Genomic DNA, 15,122 nt, shown 5'->3' with positions numbered 1-15,122 from the left:
GCAGCGGAGTCATGGGAGGATCGCACATGCTGAAGCAGATCGAGGCCGGAGTGCTGCGCATCGCGTATCGCGAGCAGGGCGACCCCGGCGGCTGGCCAGCCATCCTGTTGCACGGCTTCCCCTATGACGTGCACGCCTATGACGCCGTGGCGGAGCGCCTGGCGCGGGACGGCGCGCGAATCATCACCCCCTGGCTGCGCGGCTTCGGCCCGACGCGCTTCCTGTCCCTGGACACGCCGCGCTCCGGCCAGCAGGCGGCGCTGGCGGCCGACCTGCTGGCGTTGATGGACGCGCTGGACATCCCGCGCGCCACCCTCGCCGGCTATGACTGGGGCGGCCGCGCTGCCTGCATCCTGGCCGCCCTGTGGCCGGAGCGCGTGGCCGGGCTGGTGACGGGGGACGGCTACAACATCCAGAACATCGCCGGTGCCGCCCACCCCCAGTTGCCGGAGCGCGAATTCCGCCACTGGTACCAGTTCTACTTCCATGGCGAGCGCGGTGCCGCCGGGCTGGCGCAGCACCGGGCGGAGCTCTGCCGGCTGCTCTGGCGCCTGTGGTCGCCGGACTGGCGCTTCGACGAGGCCACCTTCCACCGGTCCGCGGCCGCCTTCGACAATCCGGACTTCGTGGCCGTGGTGCTGCATTCCTACCGCCACCGCTTCGGCCTGGTGGAAGGCGACCCGGCGCTGCAGCCGATCGAGCACAGGCTGGCGGCGCAGCCCGCCATCGGCGTTCCCTCCATCAGCCTGGATGGCGGCAGCGACGGGGTGGCCCGCCCGGGCGGCAGCGCGGAGGACGCGGCCCGCTTCACCGGTCCCTTCCGGCATCGCAACCTGCCGCATGTCGGCCACAACATCCCGCAGGAAGCGCCGGCCGCCTTTGCCGAGGCGGTGTCGGAAGTGCGGCGGATGGTGGGAGCATAGGGCTGCTTCCGGTCGCGGCGGATCAGCACGGCGGGGCGCTGGGCGGCCGCTTCCAAGCTGCTTGACCTTGCTCCGCCCGCGCCGCAAAACCCGCCCATGGTCCCTGTGCCGACAGGCCCGCAGACAATGATGCCGGGTGCGCGAATTCTCAGCCCGGTCCCCTGAACCCACTCCGGGCGGCAGGGGGCCGGGTTCAGCTTCGCGCCCTTCCCTCTACGGCCTGAGGCCGGCCGAGCCGGCCGGCATGGACATATCGATGACCGACGCCCCGCCTGCCCCGCGCGATTACCGCGGCACCGTTTTCCTGCCGCAGACCTCCTTCCCGATGAAGGGCGACCTGCCGAAGCGCGAGCCCGGCTGGCTGGAGCGGTGGGGGACGATCGACCTCTGGGCCCGCCTCCGCGCGCAGTCGGCTGGCCGCGAGAAGTTCGTGCTGCATGACGGCCCGCCCTATGCCAACGGCGCCCTGCACATCGGTCACGCGCTGAACAAGATCCTGAAGGACGTGATCAACCGCGCCGCGCAGATGAGCGGCCGGGACGCCGAGTACATCCCCGGCTGGGACTGCCACGGCCTGCCGATCGAGTGGAAGGTCGAGGAGGAATACCGCAACCCGAAGGGCAAGCATGGCGGGCAGGACAAGGATGCCGTCCCCGTGCTGGAGTTCCGCGCCGAGTGCCGCGCCTATGCGGCCCACTGGCTGGACGTGCAGCGGGAGGAGTTCAAGCGCCTCGGCGTCGCCGGCGACTGGGCCGGCCGCTACGCCACGATGGACTTTGCCTCCGAGGCCGCGATCGCCGGCGAGATCGGCAAGTTCCTCCTGAACGGCTCGCTCTATCGCGGCCTGCGGCCGGTGATGTGGAGCCCGGTGGAGAAGACCGCGCTGGCCGAGGCGGAGGTCGAGTACCACGACCACAGATCGGCCATCCTCTACACCGGCTTCCCCATCCTGAAGGCGGCGGCCGAGGATCTGGTCGGCGCCGAGGCCGTGATCTGGACCACCACCCCCTGGACCATCCCGGCCAACCGCGCCCTCGCCTATGGCGGGGAGATCGACTACGCGCTGGTGGTGGTCGATGCCGTGGCGGAGGGCGTGGAGCTGGTCCGCCCCGGCCAGCGCTTCATCGTGGCCGAGGCGCTGATCGGCGCCTTCGCCAAGGAAGTGGGCCTCGCCGCCTTCAGCGTGACGCGCGTCTTCAAGGGCACCGAGCTGGCCGGCGCCGTCGCCGCCCACCCGCTGCGTGACTGGAGCCAGGCGGCCCAGGAGGACGTGGTCGGCTACCAGTTCGACGTGCCGCTGCTGGAAGGCGAGTTCGTCACCACCGATGCCGGCACCGGCCTCGTCCACATGGCCCCCGCCCATGGCGAGGACGATTTCCGCCTGACCCGCGCGCACGGCATCGCGGTGCCGGAATGCGTCGGCGATGACGGCACCTACACCGTGCAGGCGCCGGGCTTCACCGGGCTGCACGTGTTCAAGGCGCATGACGCGGTGTGGGCGGCGCTGACCGAGACGGGGCATCTGGCCGGCCGCGGCTTCATCACCCACAGCTACCCGCATAGCTGGCGCTCCAAGAAGCCCATCATCTTCCGCGCCACGCCGCAATGGTTCATCGCCATGGACGATGCCAACCAGATCCGCGCCAAGGCGCTGCAGGCCATCGCGGACACGCATTTCGTCCCCGACATGGGCCGCAACCGCATCGGCTCCATGGTGGCGGCGCGGCCGGATTGGTGCATCTCCCGCCAGCGCGCCTGGGGCGTGCCGATCGCCGTGTTCGTCGAGAAGAAGTCGGGCCAGGTGCTGCGCGACCAGGCGGTGCTGGACCGCATCGACGCCACCTTCCGCGCGGAAGGGGCGGATGCCTGGTACAAGCCCGGCGCCGCCGCCCGCTTCCTCGGCAACGACCGCAACCCGGACGACTACGAGCAGGTGATGGACATCGTCGATGTCTGGTTCGAATCCGGCTCGACTCATGCCTTCGTGCTGCGCGACCGCGGCCTGCCGGTGCCGGCTGACCTTTACCTGGAGGGCTCGGACCAGCATCGCGGCTGGTTCCATTCCTCGCTGCTGGAAAGCGTCGGCGCCAATGGCCACGCGCCGTTCAAGGCGGTCCTGACGCATGGCTTCGTGCTCGACGAGACCGGGCGCAAGATGTCAAAGTCGCTCGGCAACGTCACCGCGCCGCAGGAGGTGACCAAGCAGTACGGCGCCGACATCCTGCGCCTGTGGGTGATGAACTCCGACACGGCGGACGACCTGCGTATCGGCAAGAACATCCTGGCGCAGCAGGCGGAGCTGTACCGCCGCATCCGCAACACGCTGCGCTGGCTGCTCGGCAACCTCGACGGCTTCGAGGAAGGCGAGACGCTTCCCGTTTCCGAGCTGCCGGAGCTGGAGCGCTGGGTGCTGCACCGCCTGGCCGACCTGGATGCCCGGCTGCGCAAGGCGGTGGCGGACTATGACTGGAACGGCGTCTACCCCGAGATCCACGCCTTCTGCGCCACCGACCTGTCCGCCTTCTATTTCGACATCCGCAAGGACAGCCTGTACTGCGACGCGCGCAACAGCCTGCGGCGCCGCGCCGCCCGCACCGTGCTGGACGCGCTGCACCGCTGCCTGTGCGCCTGGCTGGCGCCGGTGATGCCCTTCACCGCCGAGGAAGCCTGGCTGGCCCGCTTCCCCTCCGAGGACGGTTCGGTCCACCTGCAGGGCTTCCCCGCCATTCCCGCCGAATGGCGCGACGAGGCCCTAGCCGCCCGGTGGAGCACGGTGCGCGACATCCGCCGCGCCGTGACCGGCGTGCTGGAAAAGGCACGCGCCGCCGGCGAGATCGGCTCCTCGCTGCAGGCGGCGCCGGTGCTGCACCTGCCGCCGGAGCAGATGGAGTTGCTGTCGGCCGAGGGTTGGGCGGAGCTGTGCATCACCTCCGGCATGACCCTGTCCGATGCCCCGCCGCCGGCCGGGGCGCAGCCCGCCGAGGGCCAGCCCGGCGTCGCCGCGCGCTTCGCCGCGGCGGCCGGCAGCAAGTGCGAGCGCTGCTGGCGGGTGCTGCCCGAGGTCGGCCGTTCCGCCGCGCATCCGGGCCTGTGCCTGCGCTGCGAGGCGGTGGTGGAGCCGGCATGAGCCTGAAGCTCGGCCTGCCCATGGCGGCCGGCCTGCTGGTCGCCGACCAGCTCAGCAAATGGTGGATCTTGGAAGGGCTGCGCCTGCCCGAGCGCTTCCAGGTCAGGCTGGTCGACCTGTCCGGCCCCTGGGGCGCCGCCGGCTTCGACTTCACCATGGTCTGGAATCGCGGCGTCACCTTCGGGCTGCTGGCGGGCGAGGCGTTGTGGCACAGGCTGGCGCTCGCCGCGCTGGCCCTGCTGGTGGTGGGATTCCTGCTGCGCTGGATGGCGCGGGCCGAGAACCGGCTGACGGCGGTGGCGCTGGGCGGCATCATCGGCGGCGCCGTCGGCAACGTCATCGACCGGATCCGCTTCGGCGCCGTGGTGGATTTCGTTGATGTCTGGATCGGCTCCTTCCACTGGTATGTGTTCAACCTGGCCGACGCGGCCATCGTGCTGGGCGTCGTCGCGCTGATGGCGGACGCCTTGTTCCGGCCACGCGCCACCGCTAAGGAAACGCCATGAGGCAGCCTCCCCACCGGGCGCGCGGCGCCGCGCCATCCTGTCGCTTCGCGGCCCTCCTGTGCGGTCTGGCGCTGGCCGGCTGCGGTTCCGACACCGCCCGCAGCCTGGGCTTCACCCGGGACGCGCCGGACGAATTCACCGTGGTGACCCGCGCGCCGCTGTCGCTGCCGCCGACCCTGGGGGAGCTGCCGCGGCCGCGCCCTGGCCTGCCGCGGCCCCAGGAGCTGCGCGGCCCCGCCGCCGGCGAGGCGGCGCTGGCCCCCGCCTCGGTGTATGGCGTCGGCGCCAGTTCCACCCCCTCCGCCTCGGAGCAGGCGCTGCTGGCCCAGGCCGGCGGCAGCGCGCCGTCCGGCATCCGCGCCCTGGTGGATGAGGAAAGCCTGCGGCTGGAAACCGCCGACCGCTCCGTGGTGGACCGGCTGATGTTCTGGCGCGACGCGCCGCCGCCCGGCACCGCGGTGGACCCGACGCGGGAAGCGCAGCGCCTGCGCGAGAACGCCGCGCTCGGCCGCGAGCCGGTGGAAGGCGAAACCCCGATCATCCAGCGCCGGCGCCAGGGCCTGTTCCAGGGGCTGTTCTGAGCAGCGCCGCGCCCGATGCGGCGCCGCCCCCTGTTGCGAACGGGGCCGCGCCGCCATCTGATGACACCATGTGCCCGATCAGCCGCCGGGCGGCCCTCACGGCCGCCGCCACCCTCCCTGTGCTTGCCGCCCTGCCGCCACAGCAGGCCCGCGCCGCCGCACCCGCTCCCACACCGGCCCCGACACCGGCGCCCCTGCCAACAGGAGAGCGGCCGCTGTTCGGTGCCAGCCTCTGGACCCTGCCTAACGGCCTGACCGTGGTGCATGCCGAGAACCGCCGCGCTCCGGTGGTCGCGCATTACGTGTTCTACAGCATCGGCGGCGGGGATGATCCGGCCGGGAAATCGGGCCTGGCGCATTTCCTGGAACACATGATGTTCAAGGGCAGCGCCAACGTGCCCTCCGGCGCCTTTTCGCGGCGCGTGGCGCGCGAGGGCGGCCAGGACAACGCCTTCACCTCGCGCGATGTCACCGCCTATCACCAGCATGTGGAGGCGACGCGCCTGGCCCTGGTGGCCGGCATGGAGGCCGACCGCATGGCCTCCGCCCTGTTTCCCGCGGCCGAGATCGAGGCCGAACGTCAGGTCGTGCAGGAGGAACGCCGCCAGCGTACCGAAAGCACGCCGCGCGGCCGCTTCCGCGAGGCCTGGGATGCCGCCTTCTGGGGTCCGCAGCATTGGCGCGGCCGGCCGCTGATCGGCTGGCCGGACGACATCGCTTCGCTGTCGCGCGACGACATGCTGGATTTCTTCCGCCTCGGCTACACCCCCGCCAATGCCACGCTGGTGGTGACCGGCGCCATCTCCCGCCAGGAGCTGGAGCGCCTGGCCGTGGAGGATTATGGCGCCATCCAGGGCCGCCCGGCGCCGTGGCCGAAATCCCGTCGCGGCCGCGCGCCCGTCCCGGCCAGCCCGCTGGAGGACCGCCTGGTGCGGCGCGAGCCGACTGTGCAGGAAGCCGCCTTTATGCGCGGCTGGGTCGCCCCTTCCCTGCTGGAGGGCACCGATGCGGCGCGCCATGCGCACCCGCTGGAGGTGCTGTCGCACCTGCTGGGCGGCGGCCAGGGCTCGCGCCTGTTCACCGCGCTGGTGGCATCCGGCCTCGCCGTGTCGGCCGGCTGTTCCTATGACGGCGATTCGCTCGGCACCGGCACCTTCGACATCTTTGTCACGCCGCGCCGCGACACGCCCACCGAGAAGCTCGAACAGGCGGTGCAGGCGGAGATCGCGCGTCTGCTCGACGGCGACCTGACTGAGGCGGAGGTGGCGCGCTCGATCCGGCAGCTCACCGCCGGCACGCTGCTGGCGCTGGACAGCCTGGGCACCGCGCCGCGCATCCTGGGTGTCGGCATCGCCACCGGCATGCCGCTGGAGGCCATCGAATACTGGCCGGCGCATATCCGGGGCGTGACCCTGGCGCAGGTGCAGGAGGCGGCGCGCGCTGTGCTGGCTCGCCCTTCCATGAGCGGTTGGCTGCTGCCGGAAGGCGCGGCATGAGCGGCAGCGCCGGCTTTTCTCTGCCCATCCAGGTGGTGCAGGGCGGTGGCCTGACCGCGTGGCTGGCCGAGGACCATTCGGTGCCGGTGGTCAGCCTGTCCTGGTCCTGGCCCGGCGGTGCCGCGCTCGACCCGCAGGGACAGGAAGGCGCCGCCCGCCTCGCCGCTTCCCTGATGACCGAAGGCGCGGGCGAGCTGGATGCCAACAGCTTCGCCGACGCGCTGCGCGACGAGGCGATCGGGCTGGATTTCAGCGCCGACCGCGATGGCTTCGAGGGCAGCTTCCGCGCCCTGACCCCGGCCCTGCCGCAGGCGGTGCGACTGGCACGGCTGGCCATGACGGCGCCGCGCTTCGATCCGGCCGACATCGCGCGGCTGCGGGCCCGTGCCATTGCCTCCGCCCGGCAGTCGTTGGAAGGGCCGCGCGGCCGCGGCGCCCGCGCCTTCTGGGCGGCCGCCTACCCGCAGCACCCGGCAGGCCGGCCCACCAGCGGCACCGAGGAAAGCCTCGCCGCCCTGACCGCCGAGCAGCTGCGCGCGCCGTTGGGCCGGCATCTCAGGCGCAACAGCGGGCTGCTGATCGCGGCGTCCGGCGCCATCACCGCCGGACAGCTCGCCGCGCTGTTGCCGGACCTGTTCGGCGCCCTGCCCGAGGCCGCGGCCGAGCCCTTGCCGCCGCTGCCGGAGCTGCATGATTTCGGCACCCAGGTGGTGCCGGTGGCGGCGCCGCAATCGGCCATCATCTTCGGCCAGCCCGGCATTCCGCCCCGCGACCCCGATTGGGAAGCGGCGCAGGTGATGCTGCGCATCCTGGGCGGCGGCGGCTTCACCGCGCGGCTCACCCGCTCGATCCGCGAGGAGCGCGGCCTGACCTATGGCATCGGCATCGGGCTCGATTCGCTGTTCGGCCGGGGCGTGGTGGTCGGCTCCTGCGCCACCGCCAATGCGCGGGTGGCGGAGCTGCTCAGCGTGCTGCGGGCCGAATGGGCGCGCATGGCCGCCGAAGGTCCGACCCAGGAGGAGATGGACGAGGCCGTCGCCTATCTGACCGGCAGCCAGCCGCTACAATTCACCGACAGCCGCCGCATCGCCGGTACGCTGCTGGCGATGCGGCGCAACGACCGGCCGCTGGACTGGCTGACGCGGCGCCCGGAACGCCTGGCCGCCATCACACGCAACCACGCCGCCGGGCTGGCAAAGCGTTTGCTGCAACCGGAGGCGCTCTCGGTCACAGTGGCGGGGCAACCGGAAGGGTTGTGAGTCGTTGGGCTCGGGCTTGAGCCTGACGAACGGGAAGGATCGCATCGCATGACGCCGGACGCGCGGAACGCTGCCTGGGGCAAACTCGCCTCGCTCGCTGCCAGGCCTGATGCGGGCGCCATCCGCGCGCTGTTCGCCAGCGATCCGAAGCGGTTCAACCGCTTCCACCGTCAGGGCTGCGACATCCTGATGGACTTCTCCAAGACTGCCATCACCGAGGAGGTGCTGGCCTCGCTGCTGGAACTGGCCGAGGCCTGCCAGGTGATGGCGAAGCGCGACGCCATGGCGGCGGGCGAGCTGGTCAACTCCACCGAAGGCCGCGCCGTGCTGCACATGGCGCTGCGCGCGCCGCGCTCGGCCGGCTTCAAGGCGCGGCACAGCGACGGCTCGGTGGAGGATGCCGGTGCCAGCGTCGAGGAAACGCTGGCGGCGATGGAGCGCTTCACCCATGCCATCCACACCGGCGACATCCGCGGCGCGACGGGCGAAACCTTCACCGATGTCATCAACATCGGCATCGGCGGCTCCGATCTCGGCCCGTTCATGGCCGGCCGCGCGCTGTGGACGGTGCGCTCGCCGATGCGGCCGCTGTTTCTGGCCAACGCCGATGCGCACAACTGGGAAGCCATCCGGCCGCGGCTGAACCCGCACCGCACGCTGATGCTGGTAGCCTCCAAGACCTTCACCACCGCCGAGACCATGGCCAACGCCCATGTGGTGCGCGGCTGGCTGGAGCGGAACTTGGGCGAGATGGGCGCACGCCGGCACATGGCCGCGCTGTCCACCAACCTGGATGCGACGGCGGCCTTCGGCGTGCCCTCCGATCGGGTCTTCGGCTTCCGCGACTGGGTGGGCGGCCGCTTCTCGCTCTGGTCGGCGATCGGCCTGTCGATCGCGCTGAGCTGCGGCTGGCACGAGTTCCGCCAGCTGCTCGATGGCGCCCGCGCCATGGACGAGCATTTCCTGTCCGCCCCACCCGACCGCAACCTGCCGCTGCTGCTGGCGCTGGTCACCGCCTGGCACGTCAACGGGCTGGGGCTGAAGGCCCATGCGGTGCTGCCTTATGACCACCGGCTGTCGCGCTTCCCGGCGCATCTGCAGCAGCTGGAGATGGAAAGCCTCGGCAAGCGGGTGACGCTGTCCGGCGCGCCGGTGCAGCGCGAAACCGGCCCGGTGATCTTCGGCGAGCCGGGCACCAATGCGCAGCACTCCTTCATGCAGCTGCTGCACCAGGGCACCACGCCGGTGCCGGCCGATTTCGTGCTGGTGGCCAACCCGAACCATCCCTATGCCGAGAATCACCGCCTGCTGCTGTCCAATGGGCTGGCCCAGGCGGAGGCGCTGCTGCGCGGCCGCACCGCCGACGAGGTCGCGGCCGAGATGCGCCGCGCCGGCAGGCCCGAGGATGACATCCAGCGCCTGCTGCCGCACCGCGTCTTTCCGGGCGACCGTCCCAGCACCACGCTGCTGATGGACCGGCTGGATGCCTTCACCCTGGGGCAGCTGATCGCGCTGTACGAGCACAAGGTGTTCTGCCTCGGCGCGCTGTGGGACATCGACGCCTTCGACCAGTGGGGCGTGGAGCTGGGCAAGCAGCTGGCCGGCTCGATCCTCCCGGAGCTGGCACCCGGCGGCAGCATCGGCGAGCACGATGCCTCCACCACCGGGCTGATCGGCCGAATCCGCGAGTTGCAGGCGCTGAAGAGCTAGCGCCGCCGCGCCGGGTTTGATCGCCGGGGTGGCTGCATCGCGGCCGCCGCCGCGCTAGATCCCGCCCATGAACCGCATCCGCCTGCTTTCCGCCACCACGGCCGACCGCATCGCCGCCGGCGAGGTGGTGGAGCGTCCGGCCGCCGCGGTGAAGGAGCTGGTGGAGAACGCGCTGGATGCCGGCGCCCGTCATCTCCGGATCAGCCTGGAAGGCGGCGGCGTGTCCCGCATCCTGGTGGAGGATGACGGCGCCGGCATGTCGGCGGCCGATCTGGCGCTGGCCGTGGAGCGCCACGCCACCTCCAAGCTGCCCGAGGAAGCGGCGCTGTTCCGCATCGCCACGCTGGGCTTTCGGGGCGAGGCGCTGCCCTCGATCGGCGCCGTGGCCCGGCTGGTGCTCACCAGCCGCCTGCCCGGCGCGGAGGCGCACAGCCTGGCGGTGGAAGGCGGGCTGAAGGGCGAGGTCCGGCCGGCTTCCGGCGCCCCCGGCACCCGGGTCGAGGTGCGGGACCTGTTCTTCGCCACCCCCGCCCGCCGCAAATTCCTGAAATCGCCCGGGACCGAGGCCGGCCACGCGGTGGAGGCCGTGCGCCGCCTGGCACTGGCCTGGCCCGAGGTCGCCTTCCGCATGGAGGTGGAAGGGCGGATCGTGCTGAACCTCGCCGCCGCCGATCGCGCCACCCGGCTGCACGCCCTGCTGGGGCCGGATTTCGCCGGCGCCTGCGTCGCGGTGACCGGGGCGTGGAGCGACCTCGACCTCGCCGGCATGGCGGCGCTGCCGACGCTGACGCGCGCCACGGCGGCGGAGCAGCACTTGGTGGTGAACCGCCGCCCGGTGCGCGACCCGCTGCTGCGCGCCGCGCTGCGCGTCGCCTACCGGGACCTGATCGCCTATGGCCGGCATCCGGTGGCGGCGCTGTTTCTGGACCTGCCGCCCGAGCTGGTGGACGTCAACGTGCATCCGATGAAGACGGAGCTGCGCTTCCGCGACGCCGGGGCGGTGCGCGGCGCGCTGATCTCGGCGTTGCGGCGGGCCCTGGCGGTGGGCGCCGGGGAGCAGCCGGGCGCACCGCCCCCGGCCCCGGCCGACTGGTCCGCCACCGAGGTCGATGCGGGCGAGCTGGCCGGCTTCGCCGAAACCCAGCCGGCGCTGGACGGCCCTCTGCCCTCGCCCGGTTTCCAGGCGCAGCGCCCCGCGGCCTGGCAGCCCGGGCTGCGCCTGCCGCCTTCCACGCCACGCCCGGAGGCCGCGCCGCCGCCGCCGGCCCGGTCGGATGACGGACCGCTCGGCCGCCCGGTGGCGCAGTTGATGGACACCTACATCCTGGCCGAGGCGCCGGACGGTGCCCTGGTTCTGGTGGACCAGCACGCCGCGCATGAGCGGCTGACGCATGAGGCGCTTCGGGCCCAGCTGCTGGAGGGCGAGGTGCGCAGCCAGCCCCTGCTGCTGCCCGCCGTGGTGGACCTGCCGGCGCAGGAGGCGGAGCGGCTGCGGGAAGCCGCGCCCACCCTGGCGCGGCTGGGGCTGGAACTGGAAGGCTTCGGCCCCGGCGCGGTGCTGGTGCGCGCCCTGCCGGCGCTGCTCGGCAATCCCGACCCGGCGCCGCTGCTGCGCGACCTCGCCGCCGAACTGGCGGAATGGGAGGAAACCACTGCGCTGGAGCGCCGGCTCGACGCCGCGGTGGCGCGGCTGGCCTGCCACGGCTCGATCCGCGCCGGGCGCCGCCTGAAGCCGGAGGAAATGGCCGCCCTGCTGCGGCAGATGGAGGCGACGCCGCGCGCCTCCACCTGCTCGCATGGCCGTCCCACCTGGCTGCGCTTCGGCAAGGCCGAGTTCGAGCGGCTGTTCGGCCGCCGTTGAGGGCGGCCGGCCGGGCTCAGAAAAGCGCCGAGGGCGCGACCGTCGATCCGCTGCCGCCCTGCACCTTCAACGGCTGCACGGCGAAGGCGAATTCATGCTGTCCGCGCTGCGCCAGCACGTCGAGCTTCATGTTCTCCAGCAGGTGCACGCCATGCACGGCCAGCGCCAGCTGGTGCACCGGCAGGCTGGCATCCGGCATCGTCTTGGAGGGCGAGCACTCCACCGGCCAGTTGTCCGATCCCATCAGCATCGGGTTCTGCCGCAGGACCCATTCCGCCGCCGCCACGCCGAGGCCGGGGCAGGATCGCACGTAGCGCGCATTGTCGCGGCCCCAGAGCAGGCCCCACCCGGTGTGGATGATCACCGCGTCGCCTTCCTCGATGCGGGTGTTCTGCCGCCGCAGCGCCGCTTCGAGGTCGTCGGGCGTGATCTCGTAGGTATCCGGCAGAGTGGCTACCCCCTTCAGGGCGGCCACATCGATCAGGACGCCCCGCGTGAAGATGGTGCCCACGGTGTCGACACCCATCTCGGCGAAGCCGCCGCGCCCGGCGATGCGCGGGATGTTGACGCAGTTGTAGCCTTCATCGCCGATCGTCTGATGGGGAAAGGCATCGAGCTGGGTACCGACCTGGCCGATCTCGGCGACCACCAGCTCCTCGTTGGAGCCGCGCCGGTTGGGTTCCGGGTTCATGAAGGTCCGCTTGAGGTGGACGTCGAACCGGCGCGTGCCGAAGAAGGGCATGGTCTGGTTCAGCGTCTGCCCGCACTCGACGATCTCGCCCGTGCGGATCAGCTGCGCCGCGCGTTTGGCGCGTTCCGGCGTCATCATGTTCATCGAGCCGCGCCGGTCGGCGGCGCCCCAGCGCGAAGGGCAGCGCTGATCGGCGGCGGGCGGGCTCCAGCCGGCAGAACTCCCCTGGGCGCTGGCGGACGAGGCCATGAGCCCGTGCGCGCCGGCGCAGCCCATGCAGAAGCCACCGAAGACCGCCTGGCGGCGGGTCAGTCTCGACATGCTTGTTTCCTCCCGGATCGCGGGCGACAGCGCCGGGATCGATATCCCGGCGTCCGGCCGATCCGCCGGAAGCATGGGCAAAACCGGAAGTTGTGCCTAGGTGGAAACAAGCCGGGGGACGATGCGGGGGCGGCAGGGATCTGTGCCTTGGCCATCGCCGGCCGTGAACAGTCGCACGCCGCGCCCTTGCCAGTCCCTTCGATCCGCGCGAGCCTCCGCGGCAAAGCTTCCGCCCCGTGGCGGAAACCAGGAAGGGCTGCGAAGTCCGCGAGAAAAGGTTCAGGGGGATCACCGCATGAATGCGCCGCACCGCCGGGCTCCCGCTCCGGCCCGTTTCTGCCGGTCGCGCCGGGCGGCATGAACTACGTCTTTGAGTTCAGCGCCGTGTTCGAGGCCTGGGATGAATTGCTGGCGGGGCTGATCCGCACCGTCTGGCTGTCCGGCGCCGCCATGGCGATCGGGTTGGTGGTGGCGATCCTGGGCGCGCTGGGCAAGACCGGCGGGCCGCGCCCGCTGCGCTGGCTGATCGACGCCTATATCGAGCTGATCCGCAACACGCCCTTCCTGATCCAGCTTTTCGTGATCTTCTTCGGCCTGCCGGCGATCGGCCTGCGGCTGGAGGCCGACCAGGCCTCGCTGCTGGCGCTGGTGGTGAATGTCGGCGCCTACGGCATCGAGATCATCCGGGCCGGCATCGAGAGCATCCATCATGGCCAGATCGAGGCCGGCCGGGCGCTCGGACTGAAGAACCTACAGATCTTCCGCCTGATCGTGCTGAAGCCGGCGTTGCAGGCGATCTATCCGTCGCTGACCAGCCAGTTCATCCTGCTGATGCTGAATTCCTCCGTCTGCTCGGCGATCGCGGCAAGCGAGCTGACCGGCGCGGCCAACGACATCCAGGCACGGACCTTCCGCTCCTTCGAGGTCTACTTCGTCGTCACGGCTTTGTATCTTGTCCTGTCGGTGATGTTCTGGGGCATCTTCGCCTGGATCGAGCGCAGCTTCCTGCGCCAGCCGGCACCGCGCTGAGGAACGCCGGCCATGCGCACCCTCGGCTCCGGCGACATCCTGTTCATCCTCCTGGCGTTGCGCTGGACGCTGCTGCTGTCGCTCGCCGCCTTTGTCGGCGGCAGCCTCGGCGGCCTGCTGGTGGCGCTGATGCGCAGCGGCACGATCAAGGCGCTGCGCTGGATCGCCTTCGGCTACATCAAGCTGTTCCAGGGCACGCCGCTGCTGATGCAGCTGTTTCTGGCCTTCTTCATTCCCGGCATCTTCGGCTTCAACGTCGATCCCTGGGGCGCCGCCGCGCTCGGCCTGTCGCTGCATGCCAGCGCCTTTCTCGGCGAGATCTGGCGCGGCGCCATCGAGACGGTACCGAAGGGGCAGTGGGAAGCGTCCGCCGCGCTCGGCCTGCGCTACTGGCGGCAGATGCGGCTGATCGTGCTGCCGCAGGCGCTGCGCGTCGCGATCCCGCCCACCGTGGGCTTCCTGGTGCAGCTGATCAAGGCGACCTCGCTCGCTTCCATCATCGGCTTCGTCGAGATCACCCGCGCGGCGCAGGTGATCAACAACGCGGTGTTCCAGCCCTTCACCATCTTCGGCCTGGTGGGGCTCGCCTACTTCGTCATCTGCTGGCCGCTCTCGGCCTACAGCAAGCGCATGGAACAGCGGCTGGCCCTGGCCCGCCGCTGAACGGCCACAGGAGGAAACAGGAATGACCCATCGCTTCACCCTTACCCGCCGGGGAATCGCGGCGCTGGCACTGGGCACCACTCTGGGCGCCACGCTGGGCGCCGTGCCGCTGCCGGGCCTGACCCGCTCCGCCGCCGCGACGCCGGAGGAGATCAAGAGCCGCGGCCGCATCATGGTGGGCGTGCTGACCGACTACCCGCCCTTCGGCGGCACCGACAGCAACCAGAACCCGGCCGGCTACGACGTGGACGTCGCCCGGCTGCTGGCCAAGGAGCTGGGCGTCGAGCTGCAGCTGGTGCCGGTGACGGGGCCGAACCGCATTCCCTTCCTGCTGACCAACAAGGTGGACATGCTGGTGGCGACCTTCGGCATCACGGAGGAGCGCTCCAAGCAGGTGCTGTTCTCCAACCCCTACAGCGCCTTCACCACCTATATCCTGGCGCCGAAATCCACCGCCATCAAAGGCCCGGACGATCTGAAGGGCGTGCGCGTCGGCGTGGCGCGCGCCAGTACGCAGGATTCCGCGCTGGTCGCGGTGGCGCCGAAGGAGACGCGCATCATGCGCTTCGACGACGATGCCACCACCACCCAGTCCATCATCTCCGGCCAGGTGCAGGCGATCGGCGCCAGCAGCACCGTGCTGGCGCAGCTCACCCAGAACTACGCCAGCCTGCAGATCGAGCCGAAATTCACCCTGCGCGCCCAGGCCAACGGCATGGCCTTCCGCAAGCAGGACGCGGCGCTGCGCGACTGGAGCAATGGCTTCATCGCCAAGCTGGTGGAAAGCGGCGAGCTGAACCGCATCCACGAAACGTGGTTCAAGGCGAAGATGGACCCGTTGCCGCCGATGCCGCAGTTCTGAAGCGCTGCCCGGGGGGGACGGGATTTCTCCTTCCCCGAATGGCCCCGGGCAAGCTTTTCGGACCGGCGACGAACCTCCGGGCGCTTCGCGTGT

General features: G+C 71.3%; 12 protein-coding genes. 11 read left to right on the top strand and 1 reads right to left on the bottom strand.

Translation table 11 applies throughout. The features are described from left to right. Positions 1–26: 26 nt before the first annotated feature. From D2K64_RS11790 to mutL, 8 genes are all read left to right on the top strand, one after another. The gene (locus D2K64_RS11790) at positions 27–923 is read left to right on the top strand and encodes an alpha/beta fold hydrolase (RefSeq protein WP_120008561.1); all 897 of its coding nucleotides are present in this window, start codon (positions 27–29) and stop codon (positions 921–923) included. 256 nt (positions 924–1,179) lie between these two features. Further along, positions 1,180–4,050, top strand: coding sequence for an isoleucine--tRNA ligase (ileS, locus tag D2K64_RS11785; RefSeq protein ID WP_120008560.1), 2,871 nt, complete (start codon positions 1,180–1,182; stop codon positions 4,048–4,050). Beyond that, a complete protein-coding gene (lspA, locus tag D2K64_RS11780) occupies positions 4,047–4,556 on the top strand; it encodes a signal peptidase II (protein ID WP_120008559.1) in 510 nt (169 codons plus the stop codon). The genes ileS and lspA overlap by 4 nt, the downstream gene beginning before the upstream one ends. Next, the gene (locus tag D2K64_RS11775; RefSeq protein WP_120008558.1) at positions 4,553–5,137 is read left to right on the top strand and encodes a DUF3035 domain-containing protein; all 585 of its coding nucleotides are present in this window, start codon (positions 4,553–4,555) and stop codon (positions 5,135–5,137) included. Before lspA ends, D2K64_RS11775 begins: the two co-directional genes overlap by 4 nt. Positions 5,138–5,205: 68 nt before the next feature. After that, on the top strand, positions 5,206–6,633 hold the full coding sequence (locus tag D2K64_RS11770) for a M16 family metallopeptidase (RefSeq protein ID WP_120008557.1): 1,428 nt from the start codon (positions 5,206–5,208) through the stop codon (positions 6,631–6,633). Then, positions 6,630–7,892 (top strand): M16 family metallopeptidase, encoded by a 1,263-nt coding sequence (locus tag D2K64_RS11765; RefSeq protein WP_120008556.1) that lies wholly within the window; start codon positions 6,630–6,632, stop codon positions 7,890–7,892. Before D2K64_RS11770 ends, D2K64_RS11765 begins: the two co-directional genes overlap by 4 nt. Before the next feature lie 48 nt (positions 7,893–7,940). Further along, positions 7,941–9,602 carry a glucose-6-phosphate isomerase gene (gene pgi / locus D2K64_RS11760; RefSeq protein WP_120008555.1) on the top strand — a complete coding sequence of 554 codons (1,662 nt, stop codon included), beginning with the start codon at positions 7,941–7,943 and terminating at the stop codon, positions 9,600–9,602. 67 nt (positions 9,603–9,669) lie between these two features. After that, positions 9,670–11,463, top strand: a complete 1,794-nt coding sequence (mutL, locus tag D2K64_RS11755; protein WP_120008554.1) for a DNA mismatch repair endonuclease MutL — start codon at positions 9,670–9,672, stop codon at positions 11,461–11,463. 16 nt (positions 11,464–11,479) lie between these two features. On the opposite strand, the gene D2K64_RS11750 is transcribed toward mutL, so the two are convergent. Beyond that, complete coding sequence (locus D2K64_RS11750) at positions 11,480–12,475, bottom strand: cyclase family protein (RefSeq protein ID WP_157985821.1); 996 nt, start codon at positions 12,473–12,475, stop codon at positions 11,480–11,482. A gap of 357 nt (positions 12,476–12,832) precedes the next feature. On the opposite strand from D2K64_RS11750, the gene D2K64_RS11745 reads away from it, so the two are divergent. Genes D2K64_RS11745 through D2K64_RS11735 form a run of 3 tightly spaced genes read left to right on the top strand, consistent with a single transcriptional unit; the run spans position 12,833 to position 15,029 of the window. Then, positions 12,833–13,504 (top strand): amino acid ABC transporter permease, encoded by a 672-nt coding sequence (locus D2K64_RS11745; protein ID WP_120008552.1) that lies wholly within the window; start codon positions 12,833–12,835, stop codon positions 13,502–13,504. Positions 13,505–13,516: 12 nt separating this feature from the next. Further along, positions 13,517–14,167, top strand: a complete 651-nt coding sequence (locus D2K64_RS11740; RefSeq protein WP_120008551.1) for an amino acid ABC transporter permease — start codon at positions 13,517–13,519, stop codon at positions 14,165–14,167. A 22-nt stretch (positions 14,168–14,189) separates the two neighbouring features. Then, positions 14,190–15,029 carry a transporter substrate-binding domain-containing protein gene (locus tag D2K64_RS11735; protein ID WP_120008550.1) on the top strand — a complete coding sequence of 280 codons (840 nt, stop codon included), beginning with the start codon at positions 14,190–14,192 and terminating at the stop codon, positions 15,027–15,029. Positions 15,030–15,122 lie beyond the last annotated feature (93 nt).

Origin of the sequence: Teichococcus vastitatis (genome assembly GCF_003604215.1) — a bacterium.
GTDB classification, from domain to species: domain Bacteria; phylum Pseudomonadota; class Alphaproteobacteria; order Acetobacterales; family Acetobacteraceae; genus Pseudoroseomonas; species Pseudoroseomonas vastitatis.
This window is presented reverse-complemented; position numbering and strand designations above follow the sequence as displayed.

Bases quoted from the DNA above. Each gene is read 5' to 3' on its own strand.
- D2K64_RS11790 (WP_120008561.1), top strand. From the start codon at position 27: ATGCTGAAGCAGATCGAGGCCGGAGTGCTGCGCATCGCGTATCGCGAG.
- D2K64_RS11750 (WP_157985821.1), bottom strand. From the start codon at position 12,475: ATGTCGAGACTGACCCGCCGCCAGGCGGTCTTCGGTGGCTTCTGCATG.
- D2K64_RS11745 (WP_120008552.1), top strand. From the start codon at position 12,833: ATGAACTACGTCTTTGAGTTCAGCGCCGTGTTCGAGGCCTGGGATGAA.
- D2K64_RS11775 (WP_120008558.1), top strand. From the start codon at position 4,553: ATGAGGCAGCCTCCCCACCGGGCGCGCGGCGCCGCGCCATCCTGTCGC.
- D2K64_RS11735 (WP_120008550.1), top strand. From the start codon at position 14,190: ATGACCCATCGCTTCACCCTTACCCGCCGGGGAATCGCGGCGCTGGCA.
- D2K64_RS11765 (WP_120008556.1), top strand. From the start codon at position 6,630: ATGAGCGGCAGCGCCGGCTTTTCTCTGCCCATCCAGGTGGTGCAGGGC.
- pgi (WP_120008555.1), top strand. From the start codon at position 7,941: ATGACGCCGGACGCGCGGAACGCTGCCTGGGGCAAACTCGCCTCGCTC.
- mutL (WP_120008554.1), top strand. From the start codon at position 9,670: ATGAACCGCATCCGCCTGCTTTCCGCCACCACGGCCGACCGCATCGCC.
- lspA (WP_120008559.1), top strand. From the start codon at position 4,047: ATGAGCCTGAAGCTCGGCCTGCCCATGGCGGCCGGCCTGCTGGTCGCC.
- D2K64_RS11740 (WP_120008551.1), top strand. From the start codon at position 13,517: ATGCGCACCCTCGGCTCCGGCGACATCCTGTTCATCCTCCTGGCGTTG.
- ileS (WP_120008560.1), top strand. From the start codon at position 1,180: ATGACCGACGCCCCGCCTGCCCCGCGCGATTACCGCGGCACCGTTTTC.
- D2K64_RS11770 (WP_120008557.1), top strand. From the start codon at position 5,206: ATGTGCCCGATCAGCCGCCGGGCGGCCCTCACGGCCGCCGCCACCCTC.